Below are 19,176 nucleotides of genomic sequence, written 5' to 3'. Positions count from 1 at the left end.
GACCACTTTGTGGGCGGCTGCTCTTTTCCATGCCTTTAATATAGCATATATGTGGATTGGTTGCAAGAAAATTTTTAAGTGTGATATACTTCCTAAAATTTTATTTTAGTTTTTGCTTTTTCCACTATTTCACTTGCCTTTTTGTTATCTTTCATATTTCAAGTCAGCTTTTATTCTTATCCAGCTCAAACACCAACAGGCAGCCGCACCGTAAACACAGTTCTCTCCTGACTGCTCTCGGCCTGAATGCTTCCCCCATGCAGCCGCACAATTTCCCTGGCAATGGCAAGCCCCAATCCGGCCCCGCCGTTTCTGCTCTGTCTTGCGCTGTCTAACCGGAAAAACTGCTCAAAAATACGCTCCAGTTTTTCCCTGGGTATCACAGCGCCCTGATTTTCCACCTGAATGCAGACATTGGCGTCTTCAAGCCTTGTCCGAATTGTAATAACACTGTTTTCATAACTGTAAAGCGCGGCATTCCGCAGAAGATTGTCAAAGACACGCTGCAGTTTTTCCGGATCGCAGGTGATTTTCAGCTGCCCGGATTCCGGCTTCAGCTCACAGGTCAGATGTTTTTCTGCAAAAACAGGCTGAAACTCATACGCCGTCTGTTCTAACATGATATCCAGAGAAACCACGGACTGCTCCAGTTCTAAATGGGTCAGATTAAACCTGGTAATCTCAAAAAATTCATTAATCAATTCTTCCAGACGCTCCGCTTTTTTCAGGGAAACCGCCAGATACTTTTCCTGCAGCTCCGGTGAAATCTGCCTTTCATCCCTCAATAAAGTCAGGTAACCGATTACCGAGGTCAGCGGCGTCTTTAAATCATGGGCCAGATACACAATCAAATCGCTTTTGCGCTGTTCCGCTTCCCTGGCTCTCTGTTCATTCTGCCGGTTCTGCATCTGAATTTCATTCATATACTGCTCCACTTCCCGAAGCTCCGGCCGAAGCTGAATGAAACCCGTTTCCCCGTTCAGCCGTTCCATGGCCTCTAGCACTTCCTGGAAATAATTCAAAAGCCTCACCCAGTAAAAAATTCCGATTCCCAGCACCCCTGTCAGAAATGACAGCAGCACAAAGAGGCCCTGGTTATCAGAAATCCAGTGAATCAGCGGATAAATCCCTTCTGTGCCGTACCAGGTGCGGGAACCCAGAATGTTCTTTCCCAGAAACAGGCAGACCACAAGAAAGGCCATGCACCCTGCAGACGCCTGCAGCATTTTAGCAAAAAACCGGTGCAGAATCATTGTTTTAATATGGTTTCTGTCTTTTGGCGGCATCAGACTTCCTCCTGCTGCAATTCAGCCAGAACCTGCGGAAACAATTCCACACTCCGCCTTAGAATTCCCTGCATACAGGCAATTGCTATCCCGTAATTGGTCATGGGAATCCCCTGATCCTCGGCGCATTTCAGCCGGTATTTCATCTCACGTTCATTCAGCATACAGCCGCCGCAGTGAATAATCAGCCGATACGGAGATAAATCCTCCGGAAATTCCGTGCCGGAGGTCAGTTCAATGGAAAGTTCTTTTTTAGTATATTCTTTCAGCCACCAGGGCAATTTCACGGAGCCGATATCCTCACACTGGCGATGATGGGTGCACCCTTCGGAAATCAGCACCCGATCCCCCTGCTGCAGAGATTTTATGGCTGCCGCGCCTCTTACAACCGTCTGCAGATTTCCTTTATACCGGGCAAATAGAATAGAAAAAGAAGTCAGCGGAATATCTTTCGGCGTATCTGCACTGACTGTTCCGAATACCTGGCTGTCTGTAATCACCAGAGCCGGCTTCTTCCCAAGACTTTTTAACGCCTCCTTCAAGCCGTTTTCTTTTACCACAAGGGCGGCAGCGTCCGCTTCCAGGATATCCCGTATCGTCTGCTGCTGAGGCAGGATCAGCCTGCCCTTAGGCGCCGCCTGATCGATGGGAACCACCAGTACCGCCGTATCCCCGGGTTTAAGCAAATCTCCCGCAATTCTGCGCTGAGACGGCTGAACCGCTGCGAGATTTGCAATTTTTTCTTTCAATTCCTGAATTTGAAACCCTGTTTTGCCGCTTACAATGAGACGGTTTTCATATTCCCCAAATTTTTCTTCCAGTATCTCCTCTTTTGCCGCATCCGCTTTGTTCACTGCAACAAGAAACGGAATCTGTTTCTCCTGAAATAATCTTATCAGTTCCCGATCTGCCTCTGCCGGTTCGCCGGTTCCATCCACAACCAGAACCGCAGCATCTGTTTTGTTGAGAATCTGCCGGGTCTTTCTGACCCGCAGCTCTCCCAACGCGCCTTCGTCATCTATTCCCGGCGTGTCTATCACCACCACCGGCCCCAGGGGCAGAAGCTCCATGGCTTTCTGCACCGGGTCGGTGGTGGTTCCTTTCACCTCTGACACTACCGAAAGCTCCTGCCCTGTCACCGCATTTACCACACTGGATTTCCCGGCATTTCTTCTTCCGAAAAATCCAATGTGAACACGTTCTGCTCCTGGCGTGTGATTGAAACTCATGGTCTGTTCCTCCTGTTCTGTCTGCTTCCCGGCGGAATGAGACGCTGCTGCATCCCACCTCTAAGCTATACTTTGGAATAGGCAGTTTTACTGCTGACCCCCTGTAATTTTCCCAGTTTTCCCGATAACGCACTGATGACATTCTGGGGCGCGTCCACTGCGATGCTGATAATATTAATTCCCTTTTTCGGATAGGGAATTCCCATTCTGCCGATGATATATTCCCCATACGCATGGAGAATCTGATTTAGTTCTTCAATGGAAGCCGCTTCTTCCACAATAATGCCGATAATGGCTACTCTGTCATCCATATGCCCTTCCTCAGAAAATCCTTCCCGTCATTCATCAAATTCCACTGTTACAAAAAAACCTTTCGGGGTCTCGTGAACTTTTACCACTTTTCCCTCTGTGGATTTCAGCCGTTCACTGAATCCGTAATTAGCGGACATGGCATAAGCCTTTCCCAACGTATAATAATAGGAAGTGGGCAGCTTCCCCTCGCTGACCGGAAGCACATCCCCCTCTTTCAGCAGGCCCGTCCGCTCCATTTTAAATTCCATCTGACGCAATGCTTCTCCGTCCTTTCTCAGTCTGGGCTTATCTCCGTTTCCAGGTCGAGGGCGCAAACAGCAGCAGCATGGGAAACAGCTCCAGCCGCCCTGCCAACATATCAAACATCAATACATACTTGGCAGGCTGAGAATACACGGAAAAGTTTTCCGCAGGCCCCACCTGCCCAAGCCCCGGCCCGATATTGTTCAAGGTTGCCGCCACCGCCGTAAAATTCGTGGTGAAATCCAGTTCATCCAGAGAAATCAGCAGCACCGACAGCCCGTAGATAATAGCGTATGCAATAAAAAATACGGAGATAGACCGCAGCACGTCTTTATTTACCACATGTTTTTCAAAATGGATCTGACGCACCCGTTTGGGATGAATCAGATAGGATAATTCATTTTTTACCAGTTTCAGCATAATGACTACACGGGAAACCTTGATGCCGCCTCCGGTGCTGCCGGCGCACGCCCCGATAAACATCAAAAGCACCAGAACAAATTTTGAAAATTCCGGCCACTGGTTAAAATCCGCCGTGGAATATCCCGTGGTGGTGATAATGGAAGCCACCTGAAAAGCTGCATGGTGAAAAGCGTCCAGTACCGACTGAAAACTGCCCCGGATATTAATCGTAATCAGAAGAACTGCTCCCAGGATAATCCCCAGATAATACCGCATTTCTTCATGGTGCAGCGCCTGCAGATATTTTTTCTGCCAGAGCAGATAATAAGCGTTAAAGTTAATCCCGAACAATATCATGAAAATGGTAATGATTGCCTGGGAAATCATGCGGTAACTGCCGATACTGTCATTTAATACCCCGAATCCTCCCGTACCTGCCGTACCAAAGGACAGCGTCATGGATTCAAACACAGACATTCCTGTAATCAGCAGCAGAATAATCTCAATAATCGTCAGGACTATGTACATTTTATACAAATTTCTGGCTGTATTTTTCACTCTGGGAACCAGTTTTCCAACGGTAGGCCCCGGGCTTTCCGCCCGCATCAGGTGCATATTGTAGCCGCCGGCCAAAGGCAGAACCGCCATAATCAGCACCAGCACCCCCATTCCGCCAATCCAATGGGTAAAGCTGCGCCAGAACAGATTGCATTGGGACAATGCCTCCACATCTCCCAGAATACTTGCCCCGGTGGTAGTCAGTCCGGAAATTGTCTCAAACAGCGCGTCGGTATAACTGGAAAATTCCCCGGACAAATACAAGGGCAGCGCCCCTGTCACGCTTAACACAATCCAGCTTAACGACACCGCTGCAAATCCTTCTCTTGCATAAAACACATTGCTCCCGGGTTTTTTCATTTTTCCCAGGGTTCCCACCAAAAGACATCCTGCCAGGACTGCCGCATAAGCCCAGCCCGCCCGTTCCCGGTAAATCAGCGCAGCGATACAGGGAAGGGCCAGAAACATCGCCTGAAATTCCAGCACCCGGCAAAGAAGATATCGGATAATTGAATAATTCATTGGTCTGTTTCCTCCGCTTATTTCAAGATATCCTTCAGGTCATGGAAGCCCTGATTTGTTGTCACTACTACTACGGTGTCCCCCAGTTCAATGGTATCCTGCCCTCCCGGAGTGATAATCGTGCCCTTCCGGTTGATGCAGGCAATCAGCAGATTCTCCTTAAGCTTCAATTCCATCAGCGGAATTCCCACCAGGGCAGATTTCTCCTGCACCCTGAATTCCAGCGCCTCTACTTTGTCCTCAATTAACTGGTACAACGTCTCTATGTTGCTGCCGATGGAGTTCTGCATGGCGCGCACATACTGAATAATGTATTCCGCCGTAATATGCTTCGGATACAGCACGCTTCCCAAATCCATGCTGTCGATAATCTCATCATAGGCAATTCTGTGCACTTTGGTAATGGTTTTAGCCTTTGACACACTTTTGGCAAACAGGCTCAGCATAATATTTTCTTCATCCAGATTGGTCCAGGCCACAAAAGAATGGGCCTTTGGCATCCCTTCCTCATACAGCAGATTGCGCTCTGTCCCGTCTCCGTAAATAATCATGGCCTGGGGCAGAAGCTCGCTCAGCTCATTGCACCGTTCCTTATTCTGTTCGATAATTTTAATCTCAATTCCCATGGGCAGAAGCTGCTTTGCCAGATAGTAAGTGGTCTCGCCGCCGCCGATAATCATACAGTTTTTAATCCGGTTGGTGGTCATTCCGATTTTCCGGAAAAATTCATTGGCTTTCCTGGAAGAAGCGACAATGGAAATCACGTCCTTTTCCTGCAGCCGGAAATTACCGGAAGGAATAAAAACTTCTTCTCCCCGTTCCACTGCGCAAATCAGCACATCGCAGTGCAGGCCGCCGGAAATATAAGTCAACGGCTTTCCATCCAGCACTGACCCTTCTCCCAGCCTGCATTTTAACAGCTCCACTCTTCCTTTGGCAAAACTGTCCACCTTAATGGCAGAAGGGAATTTCAGCAGCCGGGCAATTTCACTGGCGGCCGCATACTCCGGATTGATGACCATAGACAGGCCCAGTTCCTCTTTGATATATGTAATTTCCCGGTTGTAAATGGGATTGCGCACCCGGGCAACTGTGTTGCAGCCTCCTGCTTTTCTGGCAATCAGGCAGCAGAGCAGGTTCAGCTCGTCTGAGGTGGTTACCGCTATCATCAAATCCGCCTCTTCAATGCCTGCTTCATTCTGTACGGCAAAGCTTGCCCCGTTGCCTACAATTCCCATCACGTCAAACCGGTTCGCCACAGCCTCCGCTTTCTTCGGATCTCTGTCTATTACCGTAATGTTATGTCCTTCCTTACTTAACTGTTCTGTCAAGGTTGTGCCAACATTCCCACAACCCACAATGATAATCTGCATGTCTCCTCCATCTACGGCAGATATCTGTCGTCTTTCTCTTTCTTAATATTCCAGCTATACTGTAAATGCTTCAGCTTTCATCATAAAAGGCTGTCCCTTCCCCATTACCTGTCGTACCGCCTCAGCAGTCCAAGCCCCAGCGGATAGGGGCCGGTGTGAACGCCGATGGTAGCCCCGATCTGGTAAATATCAACGGCTTCGCAATCTGAATAGGTCTGCAGAGACGCCAGAAGCTGATCCCTGAATTCCACGGCTTCTTCATAATCATACCCGTATCCCACCACGATCCGGTAATCATTGGGAGATTCTCCGATTTTCTCAAAATGGATTTTTGCCTGTTCAATCAGCCGTTTCAGGCCCTTTTTCCTGTTTCTGGTTACGCCTGTGGGAAAAATTTCCCCTTCTTTCAGCATAATCAGCGGTTTAATTCCCAGTGTGGACGCCGCAGTTCCCATCACTTTGCCGATTCTTCCGCCATGGATCAGGTACTCATAATTTCCAACTGTAAAAATAATTCTGCCGGTGGACTTTATCCGCTCAATTTCCTGCACTGCTTCCTCAAAGGAAAGTCCGGCCTGCTGCATCCTGACTGTTTCCTGCACCAACAGCCCCTGCAGCACCGTATTCACAGCGGTGTCCACCACCTGAACCCGCACTCCCGGGTATTCCTCCTGCAGCAATTCCGCCGCTGTTTTGGCCGAATTGTAGGAGCCGCTGAATTTGGTGGTAATGCACAGGCAGATAATGTCTTTGCCCTTTTCTGCAAAAGGCCTGAACGCCTCCACATAATCCTGCACCGAAGGAAGGGAGGACATGGGAAATTTATCCGGATGCTCCACCATTTCCTGATAAAACTCTCTTACTCCGATTTCCTCAATTTCTTTCCGGTAGGTCTTTCCGTCGAATGTCACATAAAACGGCACCACCCGCACTCCTGCCTGCTGCGCCGCTTCTGCGCCCAAATCGCAGGAGCCGTCTGTAATAATCTGATATGCCATAAAATCCCCCTTTTTTTAAACTACTTTGGATTGCTGTTATTATAATACCTTTCCTATAAAAAGAAAAGATGTTTTCCTTGATTCCTGCACAGAATACGCCGTAATATCTTTTACTCACTCAGCAAAAATTCCACGAAATCTGCCGCCGCTTCCTTCTGCCCCGAATATTGAAACACGATGAGATAGGCCGGGCCGCTGCTCCTATACCCATATCTTTCCAGTATTTTGCTGTTTTCCACCCGCACCGCGTCTTTTTCACAGATATCGGAATGGGCGGACACAAATTCCTCTCCCATCAGCTGTTCCACCGGAACCAGGAAATTTTCTTCCCTGGAATATTCCTGATAAATATTTTCCGGACAGATAAACAAATCCGTTGTACTGGCGCCCACCAGTGTAACCATTTTCATTCGGTTGGCGTAGTCCATCTCCCCGGAGCCGTCCTGGCTCATAGCTCCAACTGAGATATCCAGCACATATTTGTGCCGCCGGTTGTCGTCTCCCTGATACGCCTGAAAATGCTCCATCATCCTGGTGTCCATTCCGCCGCCGTTGATCACTGCCGCATAGAGAATGGTTTCGTTCTGAAAACTGTCAATCCACATGACAATTCCGATGATCAGCGCAACAGCTCCCGCCAGGGCTGCAAGATGGAATTTATAATAGCTGAAAATATATTCCGCCTTTTCTTTTCCATTCATGGACGCCAGTTTTTGACGCTCCAACTCCCGTTTTTCTTTCCCTGTCATATCTGATTCATGTTTTTTTTGAAATTTTGTATCCATATTCCCTCCTGTTATGGGCTGTCCCAGGCCTTGCCCCCTCCTGTCACCGGCTGTCCTGCGCCTTGATTTTCTCAGCCAGATCATTCAGATAGACCCAGCGATCCATCTTCTCTTCCAGTTCTGCTTCCGCACAGTTTTTCTCTTCCGTCAGCTCCGATAATTTCGCCGAATTGGTGGCATTTTCCATGATTTTCTGATCCAGCCCCTCCAGTTTTTCTTCCAAAGCCGCTATCTCGTCCTCTATGGTATCATATTCCCGCTGCTCCTTATAGGAAAATTTCAGCTTCTGGACTCTGGCTCCATTTCTGTCCCTTCGGGCTTTTTGTTCCTTCTTTTTCTGCTCCTCAGATTTTTTATTGCCCCGGCTCTTTTTATCCTGGATGGAAAGCTCCGGGGCACGTTCCTCCCGGGCCCGCAGATAATCCAGATATCCGCCTTCATACTGCTGCAGACGCCCTTCCTCTTCAAAGGCAAAGATTCTGGTGGTCAGCCGTTCCAGAAAATACCGGTCATGGGAAACAGTAATCACAATCCCCTCAAAGGAATCCAGATAATCCTCCAATATGGTCAGCGTCCGAATATCCAAATCATTGGTTGGCTCATCCAGAATCAGCACATTGGGCGCGCTCATCAGAATCCGAAGCAGGTACAGCCGCCTGCGTTCTCCGCCGGACAATTTGCCGATGGGCGTCCACTGCATGGTTCCGTCGAACAAAAAACGCTCCATCAGCATAGCGGCGCTGATTTTCCCATCTCCCACGTCGACATATTCCGCCGCTTCCCTGACATACGCAATGGCCGTCAGAGATTCCTCCATATGGGAATTATCCTGGGAAAAATAACCGATTTTCACCGTCTCTCCCATCTCAATGACGCCGCTGTCCGCTGCAACCTGTCCCAATATCAGCTTCAGGAGCGTGGTTTTTCCGCACCCATTGGGCCCCACAATGCCGATTCTCTCTCCCTTAAGGAAAATATAAGTAAAATCCTGAATTAATTTTCTGTCTCCATATGTTTTCGACAAGCCTTTGACTTCAATTGTTTTCCTGCCCATCCGGGTGGCAGCGGAACACAATTGAACCGCTTGCTCCTCTATGGGTCCTTCCGCCGCAAGCATATCTTCAATTCTCTGAATATGAGCTTTCTGTTTGGTAGACCTGGCCCGGGCGCCTCTTGCCAGCCATGCCAGTTCTTTTTTCAGAATGCTTTTCCGCTTCCGTTCACTGGCCTGCTCCATACTCTGTCTCTGCATTTTCAGCGCCACATAATCTGCATAACTGCCGGGATAACTGTAGATGCTCCCATATTCCACTTCCACAATCCGATTCACAATCCGATCCAGAAAATACCGGTCATGGGTTACCATCACAAGCGCTCCCCGGAACTTCACAAGGTATTCTTCCAGCCAGCCGGACATTTCACTGTCCAGATGGTTGGTGGGCTCGTCCAGAATCAGGATTTCCACCGGCTTAAGCAGGACATTCACCAGCGCCACCCGTTTCTTCTGGCCGCCGGATAAATATTTTACCGGCTGATCCACATCTTCAAACCCAAGCCTGTGCAGCATGGATCTGGCTTCTCCCTCTAACACTCCGTCCTGGCTGTCCAATCCCTTTAAAGCTGATTTTAATATGCTGTCAGCGTCCTCTAAAACGGGGGTTTGCTCCAGATAAGCCGTTTTCACATGATTTCCCATAATCACGTTTCCCTGATCCGGCTCCTCTACGCCTGCGATAATTTTCAGCAAGGTGGATTTCCCCATGCCGTTAACGCCGATAACCCCTACTTTTTCTCCTTCCTGAAGGCTGAAAGCGGCGTCTTTTAACAAAATACGCTCTTCTGTGTAGGCTTTCTGCAAATGTTCTGCTGTTAATATATTCATAATATTCTCCCGCTACCTCTCCTGACACACCTGAAAAATATAGAATTTCAGATAATACGATTCCTCTGCCGCCCATAAAATAGGATGATCCGCCGCCTGGGTCCGAAACTCCACCTGCCTGAGCCGCCTGCGCGCATGCTCCGCCGCCTGGTGGATTGTCTTGGCAAACAGCTCCGCGTCCATAAAATGAGAGCAGGAGCAGGTGGCCAGAATTCCTCCGTCTTTTACAAGCTTCATGGCCCGCAGGTTGATTTCCCGATAACCCTTTACTGCATTTTTGACAGAATTCCTGGATTTGGTAAAAGCCGGCGGGTCCAGTATCACCACATCATAAGCTTCTCCCCGGCGTTCCAACTCCGGCAGCAGCTCAAATACATCGGCGCAGACAAATTTCACCCGGTCAGACAGCCCGTTTAAGGCAGCATTTTCCTCTGCCTGGGTTACTGCAAGCTGAGAAGCGTCCACACCCAATACGCTGTCTGCCCCGGCAATTCCCGCATTTAAGGCAAAAGAGCCTGTATGGGTGAAACAGTCCAGAACCTTTGCGTTTCGGCACAGAGGATGGATGGCTTTCCGGTTGTATTTCTGATCCAGGAAAAATCCTGTTTTCTGCCCCTCCTTTACATCCACCAGATAGCGGACGCCGTTTTCTGTAATCTCCACTTTGGGATCAAATTCCGGCCCCAGAAATCCTTTCTTTAACTCCATCCCCTCCTGCCGGCGCACCTTTGCGTCGCTGCGTTCATAGACGCCCCGAATCCGGATTCCGTCCTCTGCCAAACATTCCTTTAAATCGGAGATAATTTCTTCCTTGAACCGTTCAATGCCAAGGGCCAGAGACTGCACCACCAGTACGTCAGAAAACTTATCCACCACCAGTCCCGGCAGCCAGTCCGCTTCTCCGAAAATCACCCGGCAGGAACTGGTGTCTACGGTTTTCTTCCGGTACTCCCAGGCGTTTCTCACACGCATTTTTATAAAATCCTGATTTATTTTCTGGTCTTTCCTCCGTGTCATCATACGAATGCGAATTTTTGAATTGGTATTCATAAATCCTTTTCCCATGGGGTATCCGTCAAAATCATGCACTGTCACCACATCTCCGTCTGTAAAATCTCCCATGACAGACTCTATTTCATTGTCATAAATCCACAATCCTCCGGATTTCACGGTTCTTCCTTTTCCTTTTTTCAAGGTAACTACTGCTTCGCTCATGCACTTATCCTCTCATTTTCCTCTGTAACGGCCCAAAGCCGCCGTTGCTTTCTTCTTAATAAAATCTACCACAGTCTCTCCCGGTTCGCAACCATGAAAAATTTCCTGCTTCCCAAAATTTCCCTTTTCATGCAAAAAGGCTGCCCCATTAAGAAGCAAACATACAAGATATCATATTTCCTGATGAAATTATACCATATCCTGCAGTTGTATTTCTTAATGAGACAGCCCAGCGCACAGGCATATTGTGCGGAACAAAATCCACTGCTTACAGAGACTTAAGAAGGCTTTCCAGGCTTTTCAAGCCGCAGTCCGCCTAATCTGTTTCTTTTTCATCCAGTTCTTCATCCGCCACCCGCTCAATGTGCATGGCCAGATATCCGATTTCCACTTCGCTCAGTCTGCATTTCAGACTGCGCTCCACCTGCCTGCAGACTTTCTCTGCAATCCGGAAAGCATTGGGAAATTTAATCCCCATATAATCATTCATATTAACCTTCAGTTTTTCCCCTTTCATGGCGCGGGCCGCCATATAACGAATATGATTCATCAGCCGGTTATAAGCCAGCGACATCACATCAATGGGCCTGCCGATTTCCTGTTCAATCTGAGAAATGCACTCCCGGACAGCCTGGGCCACCTGCATGGCCTGGGAGACTTTCTCATCTTCAATGGCCGAATGAATGTGAAGGGCAATATATCCCACCTCATCCTCGTCAATCTGAATGTCCATCCGCTCTTTCAATATGGGAATAATCTGTTTTGCCGTCTTATATTCCAGATGGAACAGCGCGCGGATGTCCGCTGTCAGGGGGTTGCTGATTTGTTCATGCTCCCGAACTCTTTTCACGGCATATTCAATGTGATCGGCCATGGGGAAAAGTATGTTTCTGTCAATCTTTCCAAATTCCTGTTCTGCTGCATCTAAAATCTGACCTGCAATTTCCAGGCATTCCGGTGCAATGGATTTGGCCAGCTCCCTGGCGTTTCCCCGTTCTGTGGACTTCTGAAGGGAATAGAGGGTCACTTTGGGGCCCGGATCTATCTGCTCTGTGACTTTTTTACCGAATCCAATTCCCTTTCCTATCATCAGAAATTCCTGATTGTCCCCTGAACGAATCCCAATGACCGTATTATGATTTAACACTTTCTCTACTCTATACATACTTTTCCCCGCCTGTTATGTTTCTTTTGCTTTACTCGTAGAAATCCACGGCAAACAGAGCTTCCCCGGCCGTAATGCTTCCTTCCTTCAGCAGCCGTATCTTCTGGTTCTCCTCCAGCTCCGTACACAGCACCGGCGACGCCAGAGACGGCGCGTTGGCTTTCAGATAATCCAAATCCAGCTTCAGCATTGGATCGCCTTTTTTCACCTTCTGCCCGTTTTCCACAAGCACTTCAAAGCCCTGTCCATTTAAAGCAACCGTATCAATTCCCATATGAATCAGAATGCTTAACCCTGTGTCCGTCATAAATCCAACTGCATGTTTGGTTTCAAAGACAAAGCATACCTCTCCGTCCTCCGGCGCTCTGACGATGCTGTCCTTCGGCGTTACCACCGCGCCGTCTCCCATCATTCTGCCTGCAAAAGCCTCATCCGGCGCCTCTGACAAATCTGCGGCCGTGCCTGTTACCGGACTGGAAATAATCACTGTCTTTACCACATTTGCCCCTGTTGTTTCCTTTTGCTCCCTGGCTGCCGTTTCTTTCACGTCGCCGGCTGTATATTCTTCATTGGGAGCCGTTTCCAGATAATCTTCCAGATTGGATTTAATCACCGTTACCCTCGGCCCGTAAATAATCTGGACGCCGTTTCCTTTGTGCACCACACCGGAAGCGCCCGTGGATTTCAGCAAAACGTCATTTACCAGCTCCGCTTTGAAAACTGTGCACCGCAGCCTTGTGGCGCAGCAGTCCACATCAGAAATATTTTTCTTACCGCCCAGGCCGTGGCAGATGGTTTCTGATAATTCATCTTCTTCCCCTGCAGCCGTCTGGCTGTTTTTCTTAGCTTCCACATCGCTTCTGCGGTACAGCTTCACTTCCTCGCTGTCGTCCCGCCCAGGCGTTTTCAAATCCATCTTCTGAATCAGGAAGGCAAACAGGAAATAATATACAACGAAATAGAACACTCCTACAACTACCACCCAAATCCAGTTGGTTTTGGAAGCTCCCTGGAGAATTCCGAACAGGAACAGGTCAATGACTCCGCCGGAAAAAGTCATGCCCACGCCTACCTCAAAAATATGCATCAGCATATAGGCGCACCCTGCCAGAACGCAGTGGATTCCATAGAGAAGCGGCGCCACAAACAGGAACGTAAATTCCAGAGGCTCTGTGATGCCGGTCAGCATGGAAGTAAGGGCTGCAGACATCAGAAGTCCTGCCACCGCCTGCTTTTTCTCTGACTTTGATGTTTTATACATGGCCAGGGCAGCTCCCGGAAGCCCGAAAATCATCAGCGGGAATTTTCCTGACATAAATCTGGTGGCTGACACTGCGAAATGCTCTACCGTGGGATCGGACAACTGGGCAAAGAAAATATTCTGCGCGCCCTCAATGGTCTGTCCCGCCACTTCCAGGGTGCCGCCCACTGCCGTCTGCCAGAAGGGCAGATAAAATACATGGTGCAGCCCAAAAGGAATCAGCAGACGTTCCATAAATCCGTATACCCAGGTTCCTGCATAGCCGGAGTTCAGCACCACATCTCCCACTCCGTAAATGCCTTTCTGAATTACCGGCCACACGAAAAACATCAAAATTCCCACGGCAGTATATACCAGTGCGCTGACAATCGGCACAAACCTGGTTCCTCCAAAGAAGGACAATACCTGGGGAAGTTCAATTTTGTAAAATTTATTGTGGAGGGCTGCAACACCCAGACCCACAATGATGCCGCCGAACACGCCCATCTGCAGAGACGTAATGCCGCAAACGGAAGCAGTAGCTCCGTCCAGCATGTTTTCCGGCCCGCCATTAATCGTAATCAGGGCTCCGATGGAAGCATGCATAATGAAAAATGCCACCACTGCAGACAAAGCCGCAACGTCTTTCTCCTTCTTTGCCATGCCGATGGCAACGCCCATGGCAAAGATAATCGGCAGATTTGCAAATACGATGTTTCCTGCTGCGCTCATAATCTGGAAAATCATATTAAACACCGTTCCCGGCCCCATCACATCCAACAGCCCGTAAGTGCTTAACATTGTCTCATTTGAAAAAGAACCGCCGATTCCAAGCAGCAGACCCGCTACCGGAAGAATCGCGATGGGGAGCATGAAGGAACGTCCAACACGCTGCAGTACGCCAAAAATTTTGTCTTTCATCATTCTTCTCCTTTATTTTTATTTTTTATCTGGAGTTCCTGTGTGTACGCTGCGCCCTCAGCATATCTTTTTCCGTGCCCGGTTCTTTAAAAACGGGACAAAAAAGGCACTAACACACATAAACATCCAAAATATTTATGTATAGCTAATGCCTTATCTGTAATAAGTAACATACTATATCATATGTACTAAATTACCATTGCATTTCTGATTTGTCAAGGGTTTTTTACATCCTTCCATCAGGCTTGTCCAAATCAATGGTTTCATTCATGCTTCCCGTCCGGTATCCGTTCAAATCCATAGATACATAAGTAAATCCGTATTCCCGGAGCTGCTCTGTCACCCGGATTCTGATCTCCTCCTGCAGCAGCCTTAAAAATTCCTCCGGCAAAATCTCAATCCTGGCCATTGCTCCATGAATGCGGACCCGAAACTGGGAAAAGCCCAGCTGCAGCAGCAATTCTTCCGCCTGTCCCACCATGGCAAGCTTTTCAGCCGTAATGGGTTCTCCATAGGGAAACCGGGAAGCAAGGCAGGCAAAGGAAGGCTTTTCCCAGACAGAAAGCCCCATATCCTTCGATAAGAGCCGAATCTCCGCCTTTGTCAGCCTGGCTTCCCTTAAAGGGCTTTTCACCCCCAGCTCTGCCACCGCCTGCATGCCCGGCCTGTAATCTCCCTCGTCATCTGCATTGGAGCCTTCCACTGCCCAGGACATCTGGTTTTCCCGGGCAATGGACTGAATCTGAAGGAGAAGCTGTTTCTTACAGATATAACACCGGTTGGGGGGATTTTGGCTGAAGCCCTCCAGTTCCAGTTCCTTTGATTCAAAAACAACCTGGCGGATTCCTTCTTTTCTGCAGAATTCTTCCGCCTCCTTAAGTTCTCTGGCCGGAAAGGAAGCAGACCTGGCTGTCACCGCAATCACCTTGTCTTTCAGGACTTCATGGGCTATTTTCAGTAAAAACGTGGAATCCACTCCGCTGGAAAAGGCAACGGCAGCGCTGCCAAGAGCCGTAAGAGATTGCTTCAGGCGTTCCAGTTTTAGCTGTGTTTCTGGTAAAATCTGCACTTTATTCTCTGTCATGTTTTATTTACTGGTGTCTGTCTCCCGTATAATTTTTCTCACTCTGAGCACCATGGCCGGAGAAACGGATAATTCGTCCACTCCCATTTTCAGGAAAGTCTCTGTCAGGCTCAAATCTGCCCCCAGTTCTCCGCAGATGCCTGCCCAGATGCCTGCCCCATGGGCATTCTTCACAACCATTTCAATCATCTTAAGGATTGCCGGATGGTGAGCATTGTAGAAATCACCCAGTTTGGCGTTCTGCCTGTCAATGGCAAGGGTGTACTGAGTCAAATCATTGGTTCCGATACTGAAAAAGTCCACTTCCTTTGCCAGTTCATCGCTGACCATCACAGCCGCCGGCGTCTCAATCATAACTCCCAGCTCCACATCTTTAAAGGGAACTGCAAGCTCCGTCAGTTCTGCCTTCACTTCCTCCACAATTTTCTTAATCTTCCTTACTTCCTCCACGGAAATAATCATGGGGAACATAATGGCAATCTGTCCGTAATTGGACGCCCGGTACAATGCGCGGAGCTGGGTTTTGAAAATTTCCTGCTGCGTTAAGCAGATGCGGATCGCCCGGTATCCCATGGCAGGATTCTCTTCTTCATCCAGTTTAAAATAGTCCACCGTTTTGTCTGCACCGATATCCAATGTACGGATAATGACTTTCTTTCCGGCCATATTTTCCGCAACCGCTTTGTAAGCCTTAAACTGTTCTTCTTCTGTGGGGAAATCCTCGCTTTCCAGATACAGGAATTCACTTCGAAACAGGCCGATTCCCCTTGCGTCATTGCGGAGCACATTCGCCACGTCTCCGGGATTTCCAATGTTGGCATAGAGCTTCAGATATTTTCCGTCCAATGTCACATCCTCTTTGCCCTTTAACTGCTGCAGCAATTCTTTTTCTGCCAGGCAGTCCGCCAGCTTGGCCTCCATCACCTTGGAGGTCTCTTCGTCCGGGTCCAGATAGATATCCCCGGTAAATCCGTCTACAATCACAGTTTTCCCATTGTATTCCGGGTCCAGGCCGATGTCTGCCTGAATCACTGCCGGAATATCCATGGTTCTGGCCAGAATTGCCGTATGGGAGTTGGCAGAACCCTGTCTGGTTACAATCGCAAGCAGTTTATCCTTCTCAAACTGAACGGTCTCACTGGGAGCAAGATCCTCTGCCACAATGACAACCGGCTCCTGAAACACATCCAAACTGCTCTGGGAATCTGTCAAAATGCTGATTAATCGTTCCGAAATATCACGGACGTCTGCGGCGCGTCCCTGCATGTAAGCGTCGTCCATGGCGGCAAACATTTCCGCGAAATTGTCGCTGGTCTGGGCCACTGCAAACTCTGCGTTAATCTGCTGCTCTTTTATCATATAATGGATTGAATCCTGATAATCCAAATCTTCCAACATCATCTGATGCACTTCAAAAATCATGGCATTGGCTTCACCCACGTCCTTGAGGGCTTTCTCATACAACCCCTGAAGCTGCTCCAACGCCTTCTCTTTTGCCTTTTCAAACCGCTCTGTCTCTTTCTCTACATCCTCAATGTGCCGGCGTTCTACTTTATTTTCATTTTTCTGAAAAATAAAAAGTTTTCCAATCGCCACACCACCAAATACGCTGCTCCCACTGAATTTTAACATTTGGCTTCTCCTTTCGCTGTTTAAAAATTCAGGCAACTGCAAAACCGGATGCCTCCGGCCTTACAATTACCTGTATTTATTGCATCTTACAGATTTTCTTTGAAAAATGCTTCTAATGCAGTGAATGCTTCTTCCTCGTCATCGCCTTCTATGTTCAGGGTTACTGTATTGTCTTTTTTCACTCCAAGGCTCATGATTCCGAAAATTCTCTTTGCATCTACTTCCTTGCCGTCTTTTGCAATGGTAATCTTACTTGCAAATTTGCCTGCTTCCTTCACAAAAAGCCCTGCCGGCCTTGCATGGATTCCTTCTGGATCTGTAATTGTGTAGTCAAATGTTTTCATAATCTTCTCTCCTTTTTTGTTATTGTAACTGTATTATAATATATTTGTTTTCATTTTTCCAGACTGTTTCTGCCTCTGCGGGAAAAAAACTATTTCCAGCCCATCTGCTCTAAAATTCCGTCAACCTCTGCCTGGGTTGCCAGCCGTTCGGAAAATGCGCTGGCGCTTCCGGTACAGATTCCCATATGAAAGGCTTCTTCGTAGCGATTGCTCTTTAAATATCCGGTGATAAATCCTGCCACCATGGAATCCCCGGCTCCCACTGAATTCACCACTTTTCCCTTCGGCGCAGGGCTCTGCCATACGCTTCCGTCTGCCGCCACAAGGATCGCGCCATCTCCCGCCATGGAAATCAGCACATTCTGGGCTCCCATCTCCTGCATTTTCTTTGCATGCTCCACAATGGTTTCCTGACTGTCCATGGGCACATGGAAAATCTCCTCCAACTCGTGGTTGTTGGGTTTTATCAAAAATGGATGGTATTTCAGCACATTTACCAGTAAATCTCCTGTGGCGTCCACCACAGACCGGATATTCTTGTGCTGTACCCTTGCTAAAATCTGCTCATAACTGGAATCCGGCATGCTGCTGGGAATACTTCCTGCAAGCACAAGAACATCTTCCGGCTCCATGGCGTCCAGCTTCTTATAAAGCTCCTCCAAAGCCTCCTCTGAAATCTTCGGCCCCTGGCCGTTCACCTCACTCTCCTCCCTGGAGCGAAGCTTCATGTTGATTCTGGACATTCCTTCGGGAATCCGGATAAAATCAGTGAGACATCCCCATTCCTTCAGCCCCCGTTCAATTTCTGTTCCGGTAAATCCGGCTGTGAATCCCAAAGCGGTATTCTCCATGCCCAGATTTTTCAGCACCAGAGAGACATTGACGCCTTTTCCGCCGGGATATACCAATTCTTTGGTGGTACGGTTCACCCGCCCAAGGGTAAAATCGTCAACGCTTACAATATAGTCCAGACTTGGATTAAAAGTTACTGTGTAAATCATGGTGTGCTCCTTTCCTGCTTCTCCTGTTTTTTTGTTATTTCAATAATGTTTTTCAAATCCCGGAAGCTGTCGTGCTTGATTTCTGTGGTAATCAGCTCTGCATCCTCAATTCCTGCAAAGGTAACCGGGGAAATCTGGTTGAACTTGCCGGAATCCCCTAAAATATAAGGTCTGCGGCACTGAATGACTGCCCTGCGCTTCACCATGGCCTCTTCAATGTCCGGCGTGGAAAATCCTGCCCTGCGGCTGATTCCATTGGTTCCGATAAACCCGATGGTAAAGTTAAATTTCTCCAGTTCGGACGCGGTTTCAATCCCCACAACCGCTTCTGTGGACAGCTTGAATTTCCCGCCCAGGATATGGGCTTCGCACCCGGCCTGCACCAGACGCTTGGCATGGCCGATGGCGTTTGTCACATAAACGGCTCTCTTCTCTGTAATAAAATCAATGACACGCTCCGTTGTGGTTCCGGCGTCTAAGTAAACCAAATCATCCGGCTTAATCAGGGAAGCCGCATACCTGGCAACTTCTGTCTTTTCTTCCCGGTTCAGGTTCTTGCGGTATTCCACCTCCACATCCTTCTCACTGGCATAAGACATGTTGATGGCAGTGGCTCCTCCGTGAACCTTGTTCAGCTTTCCCTCTTCATCCAGCAGGTATAAATCTCTGCGGATGGTGGACTCGGAAGCCTTCAGATGTTCGGTTAACTCCTGTACAGTAACGCTGCCGTTTTTCTCCACTAATTTCAGGATTTCTCCCAGCCTTTTTTCTAACAGCATTTCGGTTTCCTCGTTGATTGATTTTGATTGTTTCTTGTTGTTTTTGATTGTATATGTATGATACCATCATTTTCAATCATTTTCAATCAAAATAATTCACAAAAGTACAGGAGTATTTTTGTGCAATATGCAAAAAAGCAAATGGATTGTGAAACGGCAGGGAGTATGGTATACTCTGAAAAAGCAGAAAGAAAGGATGTTATCA

17 protein-coding genes are annotated in these 19,176 nt (G+C 48.2%); all 17 read right to left on the bottom strand.

Translation table 11 applies throughout. The annotated features are described in order from the left end of the window. Window positions 1–185: 185 nt before the first annotated feature. Window positions 186–1,286, bottom strand: coding sequence for a sensor histidine kinase (locus ACTO17_RS01690; RefSeq protein WP_482556645.1), 1,101 nt, complete (start codon window positions 1,284–1,286; stop codon window positions 186–188). Next, complete coding sequence (hydF, locus tag ACTO17_RS01685) at window positions 1,286–2,515, bottom strand: [FeFe] hydrogenase H-cluster maturation GTPase HydF (RefSeq protein ID WP_482556644.1); 1,230 nt, start codon at window positions 2,513–2,515, stop codon at window positions 1,286–1,288. The genes ACTO17_RS01690 and hydF overlap by 1 nt, the downstream gene beginning before the upstream one ends. A 65-nt stretch (window positions 2,516–2,580) precedes the next feature. Then, the gene (locus ACTO17_RS01680) at window positions 2,581–2,826 is read right to left on the bottom strand and encodes a TM1266 family iron-only hydrogenase system putative regulator (RefSeq protein ID WP_172535492.1); all 246 of its coding nucleotides are present in this window, start codon (window positions 2,824–2,826) and stop codon (window positions 2,581–2,583) included. A 27-nt stretch (window positions 2,827–2,853) separates the two neighbouring features. Then, a complete protein-coding gene (locus ACTO17_RS01675) occupies window positions 2,854–3,084 on the bottom strand; it encodes a hypothetical protein (RefSeq protein WP_172535493.1) in 231 nt (76 codons plus the stop codon). A 28-nt stretch (window positions 3,085–3,112) separates the two neighbouring features. Next, window positions 3,113–4,552, bottom strand: a complete 1,440-nt coding sequence (locus ACTO17_RS01670) for a TrkH family potassium uptake protein (RefSeq protein ID WP_172535494.1) — start codon at window positions 4,550–4,552, stop codon at window positions 3,113–3,115. Between the two features lie 17 nt (window positions 4,553–4,569). Then, a complete protein-coding gene (trkA, locus tag ACTO17_RS01665; protein WP_482556643.1) occupies window positions 4,570–5,925 on the bottom strand; it encodes a Trk system potassium transporter TrkA in 1,356 nt (451 codons plus the stop codon). Between the two features lie 104 nt (window positions 5,926–6,029). Then, window positions 6,030–6,923 (bottom strand): DegV family protein, encoded by an 894-nt coding sequence (locus ACTO17_RS01660; protein WP_482556642.1) that lies wholly within the window; start codon window positions 6,921–6,923, stop codon window positions 6,030–6,032. Window positions 6,924–7,033: 110 nt separating this feature from the next. After that, window positions 7,034–7,708, bottom strand: coding sequence for a hypothetical protein (locus tag ACTO17_RS01655; protein ID WP_482556641.1), 675 nt, complete (start codon window positions 7,706–7,708; stop codon window positions 7,034–7,036). A 43-nt stretch (window positions 7,709–7,751) separates the two neighbouring features. After that, window positions 7,752–9,590, bottom strand: a complete 1,839-nt coding sequence (locus tag ACTO17_RS01650) for an ABC-F family ATP-binding cassette domain-containing protein (protein WP_482556640.1) — start codon at window positions 9,588–9,590, stop codon at window positions 7,752–7,754. 12 nt (window positions 9,591–9,602) lie between these two features. Beyond that, complete coding sequence (locus ACTO17_RS01645; protein ID WP_482556639.1) at window positions 9,603–10,805, bottom strand: class I SAM-dependent rRNA methyltransferase; 1,203 nt, start codon at window positions 10,803–10,805, stop codon at window positions 9,603–9,605. Window positions 10,806–11,121: 316 nt separating this feature from the next. Continuing rightward, window positions 11,122–11,970, bottom strand: coding sequence for a PRD domain-containing protein (locus ACTO17_RS01640; protein ID WP_172535863.1), 849 nt, complete (start codon window positions 11,968–11,970; stop codon window positions 11,122–11,124). 31 nt (window positions 11,971–12,001) lie between these two features. Continuing rightward, window positions 12,002–14,131 carry a PTS sugar transporter subunit IIABC gene (locus ACTO17_RS01635; protein WP_482556666.1) on the bottom strand — a complete coding sequence of 710 codons (2,130 nt, stop codon included), beginning with the start codon at window positions 14,129–14,131 and terminating at the stop codon, window positions 12,002–12,004. 226 nt (window positions 14,132–14,357) lie between these two features. Then, on the bottom strand, window positions 14,358–15,215 hold the full coding sequence (gene larE / locus ACTO17_RS01630) for an ATP-dependent sacrificial sulfur transferase LarE (protein ID WP_482556638.1): 858 nt from the start codon (window positions 15,213–15,215) through the stop codon (window positions 14,358–14,360). Between the two features lie 3 nt (window positions 15,216–15,218). Then, window positions 15,219–16,847 (bottom strand): phosphoenolpyruvate--protein phosphotransferase, encoded by a 1,629-nt coding sequence (gene ptsP, locus ACTO17_RS01625; protein ID WP_482556637.1) that lies wholly within the window; start codon window positions 16,845–16,847, stop codon window positions 15,219–15,221. An 86-nt stretch (window positions 16,848–16,933) separates the two neighbouring features. Next, the gene (locus ACTO17_RS01620) at window positions 16,934–17,191 is read right to left on the bottom strand and encodes an HPr family phosphocarrier protein (protein WP_172535860.1); all 258 of its coding nucleotides are present in this window, start codon (window positions 17,189–17,191) and stop codon (window positions 16,934–16,936) included. Window positions 17,192–17,280: 89 nt separating this feature from the next. Next, complete coding sequence (gene pfkB / locus ACTO17_RS01615) at window positions 17,281–18,192, bottom strand: 1-phosphofructokinase (RefSeq protein ID WP_482556636.1); 912 nt, start codon at window positions 18,190–18,192, stop codon at window positions 17,281–17,283. After that, a complete protein-coding gene (locus ACTO17_RS01610; protein ID WP_172535858.1) occupies window positions 18,189–18,971 on the bottom strand; it encodes a DeoR/GlpR family DNA-binding transcription regulator in 783 nt (260 codons plus the stop codon). Before ACTO17_RS01610 ends, pfkB begins: the two co-directional genes overlap by 4 nt. Between the last annotated feature and the right edge of the window lie 205 nt (window positions 18,972–19,176).

The sequence above is a fragment of the Petralouisia sp. genome (assembly GCF_056822245.1).
Note: the sequence above shows the minus strand (reverse complement) of the source record. Positions and strands in the feature narration are given on the sequence as shown.